Origin of the sequence: Dyadobacter sp. 676 (genome assembly GCF_040448675.1) — a bacterium.
Lineage (GTDB): Bacteria > Bacteroidota > Bacteroidia > Cytophagales > Spirosomataceae > Dyadobacter.
The window spans coordinates 3,440,227-3,454,365 of sequence record NZ_CP159289.1; the positions used below are offsets into that span (position 1 = coordinate 3,440,227).

Annotated in this window: 15 protein-coding genes; 9 read left to right on the top strand and 6 right to left on the bottom strand. The window is 51.3% G+C overall.

Translation table 11 applies throughout. The features are described 5' to 3' along the window. The first annotated feature begins 25 nt into the window (after window positions 1–25). From ABV298_RS15445 to ABV298_RS15465, 5 genes are all read left to right on the top strand, one after another. Window positions 26–2,578 (top strand): circularly permuted type 2 ATP-grasp protein, encoded by a 2,553-nt coding sequence (locus tag ABV298_RS15445; protein WP_353722958.1) that lies wholly within the window; start codon window positions 26–28, stop codon window positions 2,576–2,578. Further along, window positions 2,568–3,443, top strand: coding sequence for a transglutaminase family protein (locus tag ABV298_RS15450; RefSeq protein ID WP_353722959.1), 876 nt, complete (start codon window positions 2,568–2,570; stop codon window positions 3,441–3,443). Before ABV298_RS15445 ends, ABV298_RS15450 begins: the two co-directional genes overlap by 11 nt. Window positions 3,444–3,651: 208 nt before the next feature. Beyond that, complete coding sequence (locus ABV298_RS15455) at window positions 3,652–4,632, top strand: pyruvate dehydrogenase complex E1 component subunit beta (protein ID WP_353722960.1); 981 nt, start codon at window positions 3,652–3,654, stop codon at window positions 4,630–4,632. 191 nt (window positions 4,633–4,823) lie between these two features. Continuing rightward, a complete protein-coding gene (locus ABV298_RS15460; RefSeq protein WP_353723190.1) occupies window positions 4,824–5,210 on the top strand; it encodes a TraR/DksA C4-type zinc finger protein in 387 nt (128 codons plus the stop codon). A gap of 328 nt (window positions 5,211–5,538) precedes the next feature. Then, window positions 5,539–7,368 carry a hypothetical protein gene (locus ABV298_RS15465; RefSeq protein ID WP_353722961.1) on the top strand — a complete coding sequence of 610 codons (1,830 nt, stop codon included), beginning with the start codon at window positions 5,539–5,541 and terminating at the stop codon, window positions 7,366–7,368. Window positions 7,369–7,402: 34 nt separating this feature from the next. Here the strand turns inward: ABV298_RS15465 and sbcD are convergent, their stop codons facing one another. Then, window positions 7,403–8,623, bottom strand: coding sequence for an exonuclease subunit SbcD (gene sbcD / locus ABV298_RS15470; RefSeq protein ID WP_353722962.1), 1,221 nt, complete (start codon window positions 8,621–8,623; stop codon window positions 7,403–7,405). 44 nt (window positions 8,624–8,667) lie between these two features. Here sbcD and ABV298_RS15475 point away from each other — a divergent pair, with 44 nt between their 5' ends. Then, window positions 8,668–9,099, top strand: coding sequence for a polysaccharide deacetylase family protein (locus tag ABV298_RS15475; protein WP_353722963.1), 432 nt, complete (start codon window positions 8,668–8,670; stop codon window positions 9,097–9,099). Beyond that, window positions 9,047–9,487 (top strand): hypothetical protein, encoded by a 441-nt coding sequence (locus ABV298_RS15480; protein WP_353722964.1) that lies wholly within the window; start codon window positions 9,047–9,049, stop codon window positions 9,485–9,487. Before ABV298_RS15475 ends, ABV298_RS15480 begins: the two co-directional genes overlap by 53 nt. On the opposite strand, the gene ABV298_RS15485 is transcribed toward ABV298_RS15480, so the two are convergent. The 5 genes from ABV298_RS15485 to ABV298_RS15505 form a co-directional block, all read right to left on the bottom strand. Then, a complete protein-coding gene (locus tag ABV298_RS15485) occupies window positions 9,488–10,345 on the bottom strand; it encodes an acyltransferase (protein WP_353722965.1) in 858 nt (285 codons plus the stop codon). Beyond that, entirely contained in the window at window positions 10,254–10,607 is a 354-nt protein-coding gene (locus ABV298_RS15490) for an acyltransferase family protein (RefSeq protein WP_353722966.1), read from the bottom strand. The genes ABV298_RS15485 and ABV298_RS15490 overlap by 92 nt, the downstream gene beginning before the upstream one ends. Window positions 10,608–10,618: 11 nt before the next feature. Continuing rightward, complete coding sequence (locus ABV298_RS15495; protein ID WP_353722967.1) at window positions 10,619–11,140, bottom strand: HAD hydrolase family protein; 522 nt, start codon at window positions 11,138–11,140, stop codon at window positions 10,619–10,621. Between the two features lie 64 nt (window positions 11,141–11,204). Continuing rightward, complete coding sequence (locus ABV298_RS15500) at window positions 11,205–12,008, bottom strand: Rossmann-like and DUF2520 domain-containing protein (RefSeq protein WP_353722968.1); 804 nt, start codon at window positions 12,006–12,008, stop codon at window positions 11,205–11,207. Between the two features lie 53 nt (window positions 12,009–12,061). Further along, window positions 12,062–12,763 carry a DUF1080 domain-containing protein gene (locus ABV298_RS15505; protein WP_353722969.1) on the bottom strand — a complete coding sequence of 234 codons (702 nt, stop codon included), beginning with the start codon at window positions 12,761–12,763 and terminating at the stop codon, window positions 12,062–12,064. A gap of 103 nt (window positions 12,764–12,866) precedes the next feature. On the opposite strand from ABV298_RS15505, the gene ABV298_RS15510 reads away from it, so the two are divergent. Beyond that, a complete protein-coding gene (locus tag ABV298_RS15510; RefSeq protein WP_353722970.1) occupies window positions 12,867–13,571 on the top strand; it encodes a hypothetical protein in 705 nt (234 codons plus the stop codon). A gap of 121 nt (window positions 13,572–13,692) precedes the next feature. Continuing rightward, window positions 13,693–14,136, top strand: coding sequence for a 50S ribosomal protein L13 (gene rplM / locus ABV298_RS15515; protein WP_353722971.1), 444 nt, complete (start codon window positions 13,693–13,695; stop codon window positions 14,134–14,136). Window positions 14,137–14,139 lie beyond the last annotated feature (3 nt).

Genomic DNA, 14,139 nt, shown 5'->3' on the forward strand with positions numbered 1-14,139 from the left:
TGTATTATAACCCCTGTTTTTGAATATGCTTACCGAGGCTTCCCTGAACCTGTTACAAACTTATCAAGCCAGCCTGACTTCCTACGACGAGGTGCTGGATACCGACGGAAAATGGAAGCCGCACTGGCAGGCGCTCTTTGCCACGTTAGAAAAACTGGGGATTACGGAGCTGAAAAGCCGTAATCAGGAAATTATCAGCAAGCTGCGCGAGAATGGGGTGACCTACAATGTCTATGGCAGTCCCGACGGCATGAACCGCCCCTGGCAGCTCGATCCGATCCCGTTCCTGATCGAACACCGGGAATGGGGCCAGATTTCGAAGGGTTTGCAGCAGCGGGCGGTAATACTCGATCTGGTTTTGAAGGATTTGTACGGGCCGAGAAACCTTGTGAAGGATGCCATTATCCCGGCCGAGCTGGTCTTTGAAAATACGGGATTCTTAAGGCCCTGTATCGATATTAAAATCCCCGGGCCCCGGCAACTGACCTTGTTTGCAGCCGACATGGCGCGTGGCCCCGACGGGCAAATGTGGGTACTCGACCACCGCACGCAAGCGCCGTCCGGCTCGGGTTACACGCTCGAAAACCGCATTGTAATGAGCAAGCTCCTGCCCGAACTGGCCGACGGCATGTACGTGAGCAAACTCTCCCCCTTTTTTAACAGCATTCAAAACACCGTACTCAGGCTGGCCGATAAAAGCCGCGATGCCCCGAATATCGTCTATCTCACACCGGGGCCTGGCAATGAAGCGTACTTCGAACACGCATACCTGGCATCTTACCTGGGTTACACACTCGCGCAGGGCGACGACCTGCTCGTGCGCAACGGGAGCGTGTGGCTGAAATCCATCGACGGGTTACAGAAAGTGGATGTGATCGTCCGCCGCGTCGACGACGACTGGTGCGATCCGCTGGAATTGCGCGAAGATTCCCGCCTGGGCGTGCCCGGGCTTTTGCAGGCGATCCGCCTCGGAAATGTGCAGGTGCTGAACCCGCCGGGTTCCGGCGTGCTGGAAAACCACGCATTTCTCGCATTTATGGAGAATATCTGCCAGTACTTCCTGGGTGAAAAGCTGCTTATGCCAAACGTGGCCACCTGGTGGTGCGGCCATCAGAAAGAACTGACCTATGTGCTCGATCATATCGATGAGCTGATCGTCAAGAAAGCCAACCGGAAGTCCAGGTTCAGGTCGATTTACGGGCGGACGCTCACACAGGCGCAGAAAGCCGAGCTGAAAGCGATGATTATCCAGCGGCCGCACGATTTTATCGCCCAGCAGGAGGTAAGCCTTTCTACCACGCCATCGCTGATCAATGGCGCGATCGAGCCGCGTTATGCCGCATTGCGTGCATTTATGGTGGCCGATGAGAACGGGTATCACGTCATGCAGGGCGGGCTCACACGCAGCTCGGCGGTGAAGGACCGGTTTGTAATTTCCAACCAGCAGGGTGGTTTTTCGAAAGATACCTGGATCGTTTCCGACAAATCCGACGAGCCGCAGGAGCGGATTGTACTGAACACGCCCGCGGCGGTCAATAAGCAGGTGTCGCTTCCCAGCAGGAGCGCGGAGAATCTTTTTTGGGTGGGACGATATTGCGAGCGGGCGATGGCGGTGATCAAGTTCATGAACATCACGATTAATGTCCTTAATCTCGACCGAAATTTCGGAGGATCTGCCAAGCAGGAGCACATTAAAGTGCTTTTGCAGTCGCTCACGCACGTTTCGGCTACTTATCCCGGATTTTTAGAAGGAGACGACAAGCTGAATGATCCCTACCCGGAGATTATCGCATTGATTTCGGACAATTGCCGGGCAGGCACCGTGGCTGCCAATATCGGCTCGTTTCTGAATGCGGTAGCGGCGGTGCGAAATCAATGGGAACTGGAAATATGGCGGATCGTGGACTTGATCGACAACGGTTACCATGAGATCCGGAATGCGTCGCACATGAACAGCAGCAATATCCAGCGTACGCTCGACGGGCTGTTCAACAATATGTTCACGTTCCTGGGCGTGATCGCGGAAAGTATGCCGCGGGACAACAGCTATCTGCTGCTGGAAACGGGCAAACTGATCGAGCGAATATTGTCGAGAATCAGTGTCATTCAATCGAATTTCGGCGTAGGGCGCAATGCGGCGGTGGAGAACGAGCTGATCGAGGCGACGTTGATCAACCATCATATGCTGGTGAATTACCGGCAGATCTACAAGTCGCATCTGAGCGTGGAGACAATGCTCGATATGATTTTGCTTGAAACACGACTGCCATATTCGCTGGCGTACATGCTCGATGAGCTGGGTAAAAACCTGGCCGCATTACCTGCGACGGCAAGTGGTGAAAGATTAAGCGAAGCGGAAAAGCTTGCATTGAGGGCATCGACATTGATCAAACTTTCAAATATTCAGGACCTGACGAAATGCAATGCGGACGACGAACGGGAAGAGCTCTTTAACCTGCTCGCGGAAGTAGCGCGGCTGGTGAGTTCGGTATCCACTTACCTGACGAACCAGTATTTCAGCCACACTTTGATACACCACTCTTTCGAACCGATGGACTACGATACGGATGAAGTATAAGCTGATCCATAAAACCGAATACAAATACGCCGAGGCCGTGAACAACTACCATAGCCTCGTATGCCTCACACCGCGCACGTTACCCGATCAGCTTTGCCGGGATTTCAGCATTAAAATTACCCCGGAGCCGGCGCAGGTCAGCGAGCGTGTCGATTTTTACGGTAATACTACGCATTACTTTTCCCTGCATTCGCCGCACAAAACGCTCACCGTGCTCACTACGGCGGTGGTCGAGCGGCTGAAAGAACGTACGGGCTCGCTATTCATTCCGTCGTCGGTAACGAGCGGTGAGGCCAGGGAGCGGCTCACGGGCGACCGCGCGACGAAAATCTCCGTTTTGGAATACACATTGCCCAGTCCGCTGGTGAAATGGGACGCGGAAATAAAAGCATTTGCGGCCGATTGTTTCGACGACAATGTGCCTTTGTACGAATGCATCGCGAAACTTTGCCGGAAGATTTACACCGGGTTCAGGTTCGTGCCCGATTTCACGACGGTTAATACGCCTGTCAAAGAAGTATTGGCTGCCCGAAAAGGCGTTTGCCAGGATTTTTCGCATCTGGCCATTGCCTGTATCCGTAGTTTCGGCTTTGCGGCGCGCTATGTGAGCGGGTACCTGGAAACGCTGCCGCCGCCCGGAAGGCCCAAGTTGCAGGGCTCCGACGCTTCGCATGCGTGGATTTCGGTTTTTATCCCCGATTACGGCTGGTGCGACTTTGATCCGACCAATGATGTGGTGCCCGGCGAGCGCCATATCGTCACGGCGTGGGGCCGCGATTACAGCGATGTGCCGCCGCTGAAAGGCATTATTTTCAGTTACGGGAAACACACACTTTCGGTAGAAGTGGATGTGATCCCGATTTAATACCCGAATGCGCCGCATTTACAATGTTTTTTAACGGAATGGTTCCGGTAAAGAATTTGAGAATTGACCGGTGTTGCCTAATTTTACCAGATCATTTTGAAATAAGTGTACAAAACCTCTTTTAATGTAACCGCGCAGGTCGGTCTGTTTCAGAAGCAATGATTTTGCGGTGGTTTCTTCTAAGAATTAATAATTATCAGAATTACGAATGAAAGAAATAGCATTTAGAGATGCCATTCGCGACGCTATGTCGGAAGAGATGCGCCTTGACAAGAGTATTTTTTTGATGGGTGAAGAGGTTGCGGAATACAACGGTGCTTATAAGGCGAGTCAGGGAATGCTCGATGAGTTCGGCCCTGAGCGCGTGATCGATACGCCTATCGCGGAGCTGGGCTTCGCGGGGATTGCGGTGGGCGCTGCCGGAAACGGCCTTCGCCCGATCGTCGAATTCATGACATTCAACTTCTCGCTGGTGGCGATCGACCAGATCATCAACAGCGCGGCTAAGATTCTTTCGATGTCAGGCGGCCAGTACGGTTGCCCGATCGTGTTCCGCGGCCCGACCGGTAATGCAGGTCAGCTCGGCGCACAGCACTCGCAGAACTTCGAAAACTGGTTTGCCAACACGCCCGGCCTCAAAGTGGTCGTTCCTTCCAACCCTTACGACGCGAAAGGCTTGCTGAAATCGTCCATCCGCGACAACAATCCGGTGATCTTCATGGAATCGGAGCTGATGTACGGCGATAAAATGGCGGTTCCCGAGGAAGAATACCTCATTCCGCTGGGTAAGGCCGATATCAAGCGCCAGGGCAAGGACGTTACCATCGTTTCTTTCGGTAAAATGGTGCCTCGCGTGGTGATGCCGGCGGTACTTCAACTGGAAAAAGAAGGTATCGACGTGGAAGTGGTGGATTTGCGCACCGTTCGCCCGATCGACTACCCCGCGGTGATCGAGTCGGTGAAGAAAACCAACCGTTGCGTCGTAGTGGAAGAAGCGTGGCCATTGGCTTCCATTTCTTCGGAAATCGCCTACCACATCCAGCGCCATGCATTTGATTATATGGATGCGCCGGTGATCCGCGTCACCAGCCGCGATGTGCCGCTTCCATATGCGCCGACGCTGATCGAAGAGGTCCTGCCAAGCGTGAAGCGGACCGTGGACGCCGTGAAATCGGTGCTTTATAAATAACCCCCGGAGATTCAAAGCAAAGCCAATACCGAACCAGGTTTTGGCTTTGTTGGTTATATTCCCTGAATGTCAGTGTTAGTAAGTTTCTCATTTGAAAGTGGTTATTAATTAAATACTATTCCGAAATAGGCAGAATACTAGTACTTTTGTGCTTTGAACGCTCCTTGATGTAGACCAACAAATCAATTCAGATTATGCAAGAAGAACGAACAAGATATTCAGAGGAAGAATTAAAGGAGTTTGAAGAGCTGATCCGTGGGAAGCTGGAAGCGACAAGAAGTGAGCTCGAATACATTAAAACAGGATTGAGTAAAAAGAACGATAGCGGTACCGACGTAACTTCCGGTGCGGCCAAGCTTGTCGAAGACGGGGCGGATGCCAGCGAACGCGAAAATCTGAGCCAGCTGGCGGCGCGCCTTCAGAAATATTCGGTACAGCTCGAAAACGCGCTGATCCGCATCAAAAACGGTACCTATGGCATTTGCATCGATACCGGCAAACTGATCCCGAAAGAGCGCCTGCGCATCGTACCTCATACACAGCAAACCATTGAAGCGAAGCTGAAAAGAGCCAGCTGAGATTATCAAAACCAATAGGACGCAAAAGAGGCTATTCCGGATGGAGTAGCCTCTTTTGTTTTAATGCGGCCACGGAGTGGCCTGCTGTTTATAGCAAAAGCAACGTCACACGGTAACGTAGTCTCCGCTAGGAGCTCCTGCCGGAGTCGTGCGTCGCTGGTGAACGGGGTTTCTATAAACAGGTTGCTCCTCCGGAGCCGTTCATTCAATATCGTCTTCGCGCGAAACAGGCAGTCTTTTTATTATTTAAATACGACGAAATAGTTGTAACTATTTAAGCAAAATAGATAGATTTGTAACCATTGTTACCCTTGATTTTCAGTGATACATGATTAAAAAATTACCCCTCCTGCACATGCTCGCGGCGTGTGTAATGTTGCTTGGCAGTTGTAAAAAGGAAGTCGATCCAAAAGTTACTACTGGCGACCTTTTCGTAACGGTCTATTCCTCCGAAGGTTACAATCAGGTGCCGGCCAAGAATGTAAATGTGTTCACAAAGCCTCAAAGCATTCAGGGTGTTACCGACGAGTTCGGAAGTGTGCTATTGAAAGGCATCACGCCCGGTTCGTATGAAGTATTTGCCAGCCAATCCGGTTTTGGTTCGGGCAAAAGTGTGGTGGAAATCCGGAGGGATTCCCTGGTGAAGGTCTTTATCAACATTGTCAAGGGCGTTACGACTGCCATTGCACCGGAGATTAAACTCATATTACCAGCGCTCCCCGCGGCCTATTCACCGAATGATCAGATCAATTTTTCGGCGGACATTACTGATCAGGATACTTCTCCGAACGATATCACCGTGAAGTGGGAAAGTAGCCTGGATGGGGTTTTTCACACTTCCTCGCCCGATCAGAAAGGGAATGTGGCCTTCACCAAAGGGTTGTCTAAGGGACAGCATTCCATTACCGTAACCGCGACGGACAAGGATCAATATTCGTCGACATTCACTTTTGCGCTTTCTACAACTGCTCCCAAACCGGTTACTTTGACGAGCGCCGTCAAAAAGGAATCCAATATCGCGTTGGCATGGACAAAGTATGTTGGCGATGATTTCAGGTCTTATGAAATTTACCGGAGTGAAGCGGAGAATTCCTCGAATGAGACATTGGTCGCTACGATTGACAATATCAACACGTTAACCATGGTGGATTCGCTCGCGCCATTCTCGACCCAGATTTTCTATTATCTGAGAGTGGTTACGAAGACTGAAAGTTCGCGGAACAGTAATTCGATCAAGGTGGACAACCCGGCCGGATCGGTCTTCCTGTTCAATCCCGAAGACGTAGTTATGCACCCGACGTTGAACCGGTTCTATGCCGTGGATAAAGGGGCCGGGAAATTGCGGATGATTAATATCGATACATTCGAAGAAACGGGAAGCATTACGTTGCAAGGCACACCTGGTTTCATCGATGTAGGTGATAATGGCTTTGGAATGGAGGTTTACGTGCCGAGCAGCGATGGCTGGATTTATGTCTATGACGCGGACAAGCTGACGTTGAAAAAATCGATTAACACCGGGCTGCCGACACCCTGTGTGGTGACTAACGGCAGCGGTTACCTTGCGGCTTCGGTGACGCCATCTCCCTGGTGGGAACAACCCGTGCGGACTTATTCCAGAGCAACGGGTATCAATATCGGCGGCAACGGCGGCTTTGAAGGCGACCGGTTGCGGTTTGTGCCCGGTCAGCAAAAAATCATCTCCATCTCGCGTAGCGTCAGCCCGATAGACATGGAGTATTTTGAACTGAATGCCAAGGGGGAAATTCTGTTGCATGTGGACGATACCCAGCACGGGGATTATCCTCTGAACCCGAATATTTTCAGGATTTCCAGAAGTGGCGATTACCTGGTTACCGGCGGGGAAGGCGCGGTATATCTGACCACCAAGGCCATGGAATACAAAGGCATGATCCAGCGCGGGAGCCTGATGTTTTCCGACTTTGCATTCAGCGACGACGGCAAAACGATTTATGCCGCAACGCAAAACCGGAAGTCGATCCAGATCGCGCATTATCCGCAGTTAACGCGCGATAACGAGATTCTCTTGCGAGGCACACCCAGATTTGTGTTTTATCGTAGAGGAAAGCTGTATACAATTAGTATGGTCAGCGAGGCACCTTACAAGTTTGGTATTGAAGTGGTAAATGCAAAGTAGATAACGTCCGGAGGTCTGGGAAGGCCTCCGGTTTTTATTCTCCGTCTGTGCCCAATACTTCCCGAAAAACCTCCATGAGCTCTTCCGATGGCTCCTGGCCTTTGTTTCTGAATTTGAAATATTCCTGAAACAACTTCTCCATACTCAGCGAAAGATCGACGTCCGACGAGGTATCTGCCACCTCACTCTTCTTAATCTGCGGAATGATCTGGATAATACCCGTATGCGCTTCCATTAAACGCTTTTTATCGGAGGCTTCGAGGTAGTTATCGGAAATAATGGTGAGTTCAATCAAATCGTCGGAATGCTCGCCGAGCCATTCAATCGCTTCATCGATGCTGTGAAAACTTTTGCGGCGGAGCTTTTTACCTTTCAATAATTCTATGGGCTTGTAGCCGACCAATTTCCCGGCCTCAGCCTCAATTAATATCACATATTTGTTTTGACTGGCTTCCGAAAAGCTGTAAGCCAGCGGGCTGCTCGAATACACCGCCGGTGCGGGTACCTTGTCGACCTGCTGGAAGCGGTGCAAGTGACCCAGCGCAATGTAATGCACCTGTTTCGGGAAATTTTCGGTGTAAATGGCCTGGGCGCCACCGATGTGCAGGATCGGACGCTCATCGTCGGGTTCTTCGGGCATGGGGCCGCCTTTTTGCATGACGAACAGATGCGTGGCCAGCAAATTGAAGCCCTCATTGTCAAGGTATTGATCAGCGAGATTTTGCCAATGCTCCTGCAAATGCACGCGTAATGCTTCTTCGGATTCTTCTACGCCCAGAAAGGTTTTTAAGCGCTGCTCGTTCGCGTAAGGCGTGTGCAGCACGCGCAGGGGGAAGGGGGCGTTAGGCAGTTTGATTTCAATAAAACCCGGCGCGGTTCTGACAATATCCACCTGGCCCTGCGTGCAGAATGGCTTCACCTCCGTGTTGGGAAAGCCGACAAACAGGATACCACACACCTTCGCGAGCGCGTCGGGTACCTGAATGCGCTCGGGGGAATCGTGGTTGCCTGCGATGGCGATGACCGCGCGGGTGCCATTGGCCGATAAGCGGTGTAATGTGCTGTACAAAAGCTCGGTAGCCTCCGACGACGGGTTGAAGTTGTCGAATAGATCGCCGGCGATGACGATCGCGTCGACGGCCTCGCGCTCCGCTATTTCGCAGATTTCTTCGAGCACGAGGCGTTGCTCGTCGAGGCGGGAAAAGTTGTCGAGCTTTTTGCCGATATGCCAGTCGGCGGTGTGCAGTATTTTCATCCGTGTCGTTAATTTAGCGAAAATAACAGATCATTTCCGAAGTTTTGAAATACATTAAAACCTCTTCCCGCGGATTTCTTTTATTACTGGCGACCGTGATAGCCGGAACGCTTTGCAGTTGCGGAAGTCCGGCCGGGAAGCCCGGCGCGGGTGGTATCGCCATTTCATTCGATGACCATTTTATCAAAGAATGGTACGAATTGCGGCCGCTTTTCCGGAAATACAACGCCAAAGCCACCTTCTTTGTCACCTGCCCCGACAGCCTGAATGCCGAAGAAGTTGCCATGTTGAAGCAGTTGGAAAAGGAAGGCCACGAAATCGGCTTTCATGGAACTGTTCATGCCAAATCCACCGAACTTATGGCCGTGGGCGGACCGAAAGGATACATGGAAACGGAGCTCGAACCGGGCTTGCACCATATGAATGCAGCAGGTTTTAAGCCCACCTCCTACGCGCACCCGGGGGGGGAACCATAACGACCGCGTCGATTCGGTGCTGCTGGCGAATGATTTTACAATTTTACGTGATGTGGCTATTTCGAGGAGAAAATACAAAGGCTTTCAGCTCTACGCGTGGCCGCCGAAGTGGATGAGTTCCATTTACTATGCATTCGACGGAAAGCGGGCAGTGGATGCCTTGATGATCGATTACGACGAGGTGACGGAAGAAGAAATTGCGGAGGCTGTTCGGGAAGCGAAGGAGAACGGCACCGCATTAATGATATTCGGGCATGAACCGTTATACAGCGCTCCGGTTAATGGTGAATATGGTTTCAATGTGAGCTTTCTGGCGGCGGTTTTGCGAGAGGCACACCGGCAGAAACTGAAATTCTACACAATGTCGGAACTGCCGGAAGTGAGATAGCTAGCGGCCGAACTTGCGGTCCTTGTACGCGAGGAGCGGTTTTTCGATATAATTAAAAGAAAAAGTAGCCACCGCCACGGAGCCAACAAAGCTCAACATATAGAGCACCACCTGATAACCCGTCCCACGCCAGCCGGGCGCATACATTTCGAACAGGTTGATAATCACCACGATCACCGCTACGTGGTAAATGTACAGGCCATAGGAAATCTTGCCCAGGTGGTCCATTACCGGGTGCCCGAGGCGCACAATCGTGTTGGGATTACACGAAACATTCAGTACGAAGAAGGCGAAGAACAATGCATAAATTTCGAGAAAACCGAAAAAATGGACGCCTGAAAAGAATAACACCAGCAGAATGGTATAGGCGACGATTTGTACATCTTTCCTGAAAATGAAGTCGAGGAACTTTGTCTTGTCGTTATAAACCAGCCACGCGCACAAGCCGCCCAGTGCCATGGTCTGAATGCGAAACTGGCCCAGGAATGTCGTGATCATCGATTGGCGTGCTTCCGCCGGCGGGTCAGCCATTTCGAGTCCCAGGTAAAGCAGGCCGGCGGTTAGTAAAAGGAAGAAAGCGAATATCGGAATGCGCCTTTTGGGATATTTGATCAGCCAGGGCCAGAGGTAGTAAAACTGCTCTTCCACGCCGATAGACCACGTTTGCGCGCACCAATAAGGGAGATCGTAGAGAACGAACGCAAAGTTGGGCAGAACCAGCAGCAGCAATGTAAGGCGCTCAGGCAGATTTACAGTCAGCTTTTCTTCAATACCCGGATAATCGAAAATGGGAATATGCGGGAAAACAAAGAACGATAATCCGATAATCAGAAAGTAAATGGGCCAGATGCGGAACACGCGGCGGAGGTAGAACTTTTTTTGCATCCACATTGCCGAACCGTCCACGCTCTTCCAGGAGCAGATAGGTGATCAGGAACCCGCTTAAAACAAAGAAAAGCCCCACACCAAGTCTGCCCGCATGCTGGATAATGGGCATATCGTACACATTGGTGATGCCCAATGCATGTTTGGCCTGTTCCAGATGATGGAATACCACCAGCGACGCGGCAATGGCACGGATACCGTTCAGATTCGGGAAATAGCGCTTTTTCTTGTCCACTACCAAGCTTTTTATTCAAACCAGGCCATCCATTTTCCCTGTACCTTCATGACCTGCTCGATCAGATCGCGGACGGCGCCGCCTCCTCCGTTTTTGGGAGAAATATAGTCGGCGATAGCGAGGATTTCGTCGGCGGAATCGGCTGGGCAGGCACCCATTACACTCGTGCGCATGACCTCATAATCGGGCAAATCGTCGCCCATGAATACGATTTCGTCTTCCGTGAGACCGGTCTCGGCCAGGTATTTTTTAAAAACGGGCAGCTTACCGTCGGGCGAGGTGCCGATGAAGATATCGGTAACGCCCAGGTATTCGAGCCGTTTGCGAACGCCCACCTGGCTTTGCGCGGAGATGATCGCTACCCGGTAGCCCATTCTGAGCGCCCGGTTGATACCGTAGCCGTCGCGTACATTGAAAATGCGGGGTTGCTCGCCGGTTTCGAGGGCGATGACGCTACCATCGGTCATGACGCCGTCAATATCAAAAATAAAGGTGGTAATGCGCTTGAAACGTTCCCGTAAAGTCGAATCCATGAATAGCGGAATTGTGAATCCTGCAAATATAGCCTAACTTTTTTCGGGACGATGCGGCTTCTTATTATTTTGAAATGTAGAGGTTGCGGATCTTGTCGGTAAGCAGGCGGTAGATTTCCGTGTAATCCTCGTTTGTTTCCTGCAAATATTCGAGATGCCGCGCCGTGGTTTTCCAGTCGCCGCGACGTGCGGGGCCGGTTTGGCCGATCGACGGGTCGTCGGAAGCCAGGGCTTTGTAAATCGTTGTCTGGATGAGTGGTTTCAGCAGGTCGAAACTGAGTTGCTCGCGTTCGAGCAGGTCGTGGGAGATTGTGAGCATGTAATTGGTAAAATTGCTTGCAAATACCGCAGCCACGTGCAAAATGAAGCGCTCGTCGGAATCCATTCGCGTCACATTACCGCTCACGCTCGATGCGAGCTGCATGAGTTTGCCTTCGATCAGCTCATTACGCGACTCGATGCAGAACGGCAACTCGCTGTAATCCATTTCGACGCCTTTCGTGAACGTTTGCAAGGGATAGAAAACGCCCGTGTGGACATATACGTCGCTGTAAATCTCCACAAGTTTCTGAAATTCAGCGAGCGACCGCGTGCCCGACGTGTGCACGAGGATCACGCCTTCGGGCAGCACAACCCGTTCGATAATGCTCTCGATGGCGTCGTCCGTGACGGCGATCACGATCACTTCGGCTTCGCTTTCCGAAAAATTGAGGTCGGGCTGGATGTTGGTATCGTACAACGACGAAGCCAGTTGGCGCGCTTTCTGCGTGTCGCGGCTGTATACCTCGCAGATCCAATGCCCCGCGTCCTCGAACGCCTGCGCCAGATGCCAGGCAACGTTACCAGCGCCAATGAAGGAGATTTTCATGTCAAATGATTGAAATCTTCAACAAGATATTCGGAGAAAGGCAACTTCCCAAATCAATGCACCACCGGCGCCACTTGCTCCGGTGTGGTGATGCCGCCCGGAAGCTCCATAATCCGCATATTCCGGAAGTGGATCTCGGCGCCTTCCGCTTCGAGGCAGATGTAGCCTTTCTTACGCTCGGAGGCGCGGAGGCCGTTGACGAATTTGCCATTGACCGAGAGTTTTACGGTGCCGTCCACCGCCACGACTACATATTTGTTCCATTCACCCTTGCCTTTGCAGCGCTTTTCGAGCGATTTGCTGCGGATACCACGCGGATTGTCGGGTATCGCGGTCATGCCCATGGTAGGGAAGAGCTCGCCGTGTACGTAGTCGTCGGTGGCGTTGTGCTGGCGGGCATAGTCGAGTTCGAGCATTTGTACTTCGATGGCTTTCGTGAGCGGGTCGTGTTCCTGAGGAGTGCCTTCGCTCCATATAAAGATGCCCGAATTGCCGCCGGCTTCCATATGTTTCCATTCCACTTCCAGGACGAAGTTTTCATACTGGCGGTCGGAGCGCATGACGCCTATCGGCTTGCCCGAGCAGATCAAGGTTCCGTTTTTGACCTTCCAGGTTTCTTTGGAGGTATTTACATCCACCCAGCCATCCAGATTTTTGCCATTGAACAGCGGGACGAATGCCAGTTGGCCATTACCCTGGGCTAAAAGCCGGTCGACCGGCAGAACGAGGAGGAACAATATTGCCAGTTGTGGCAACCTGTGGCTTAATTTCTTGCGGGTATCAGCTATTATTGTAGAAAAGACTGCATCCATTGTATCTGCTGATTAAAAAACATCATCTAAACTGCTGGTTCATCTCATGAGAATTTTAAAAGTACTGGTTGTTATTTTATTACTGAATGCCCCCTTCACACACGCGCAGTACACGTCACCTATCGCAGCAGGTGTGGACGTAGGTTCGGGTTTCGGAAGTAATTCATGGAGCCCGTCGTTGATGTATCACGAAGAAATAGGCCCGCAGCGGCTTCCCTGGCTGCGATTTGGCCTCGGTTTCCGAACGTGGGGCTATTATGCCGGCCGTACCAATCTGCATACCCGGCGGGTCGGAGGAATCGAGGACTATCTCGAATACCGGGATGTTTCACTCAACGGTATCAGCTTTCTGGCGGGGGTTAATCTTACGTTCTGGAAACTGGATATCGGCGTCGACACGGATTTACTCGCGCTGACCTACGGCACGAACAGGCATGGATATTATGAAAAGGAAGTACCGACGGGCGGCACCGGTGCGCCGTATTACAACCAGTGGCTTGCTTCCAAACCTACCTTATTCAATGCGTTGCCGCTCGCATTGCGCAGGAACAGCGGACAATCCGAAGCATTCGTGCGTTTCCTCGCCACCCGGACCCTCGGGGTCAAGCTCGGTTACACCTATGGGCGGGTTACGTACACAACAAGGAAGGTCGACGATTTGAGTGTTTACCTCGACAACAAGCAGCGGCATGTATCCAAAGTTTACGGCATTCCCTATATCGCATTGTCGTTCGCGCTGAGGAATCGATAAATGAATTTCTCAACATACTTGTAATTCAATTTGTTAAACTCTATATTTGCACTCCCATTTTGCGATGGACTGTCTTGTTACAGTGTAAATAATTGAAAATCAATTTAATTTTTTGTTAATCGTGGATACGTTAAGCTACAAAACCATCTCGGCGAACAAAAACACAGTGAACAAGGAGTGGGTTGTTGTGGATGCTGAAAATGCAATTCTTGGTCGTCTGGCCAGTGAAGTTGCGAAAATCATCAGAGGCAAACACAAGCCAGGATACACTCCGCATGTTGATTGTGGTGATAACGTAATTGTTATCAACGCCGATAAGATCAAGTTGACAGGTAAGAAGATGTCGGACAAAATTTACGTTCGTCACACTGGTTACCCGGGAGGTCAACGTTTTCAAACTCCCCGCGAGTTGCTCGAAAAACACCCTGAGCGTGTGATCGAGAAAGCCGTAAAAGGCATGCTTCCAAAGAACCGTTTGGGACGTCGTTTATTTACAAACCTGTTTGTTTACGCTGCCGCAGAACACCCGCACAGCGCACAGCAACCAAAGCAAATCCAATTGTAATTC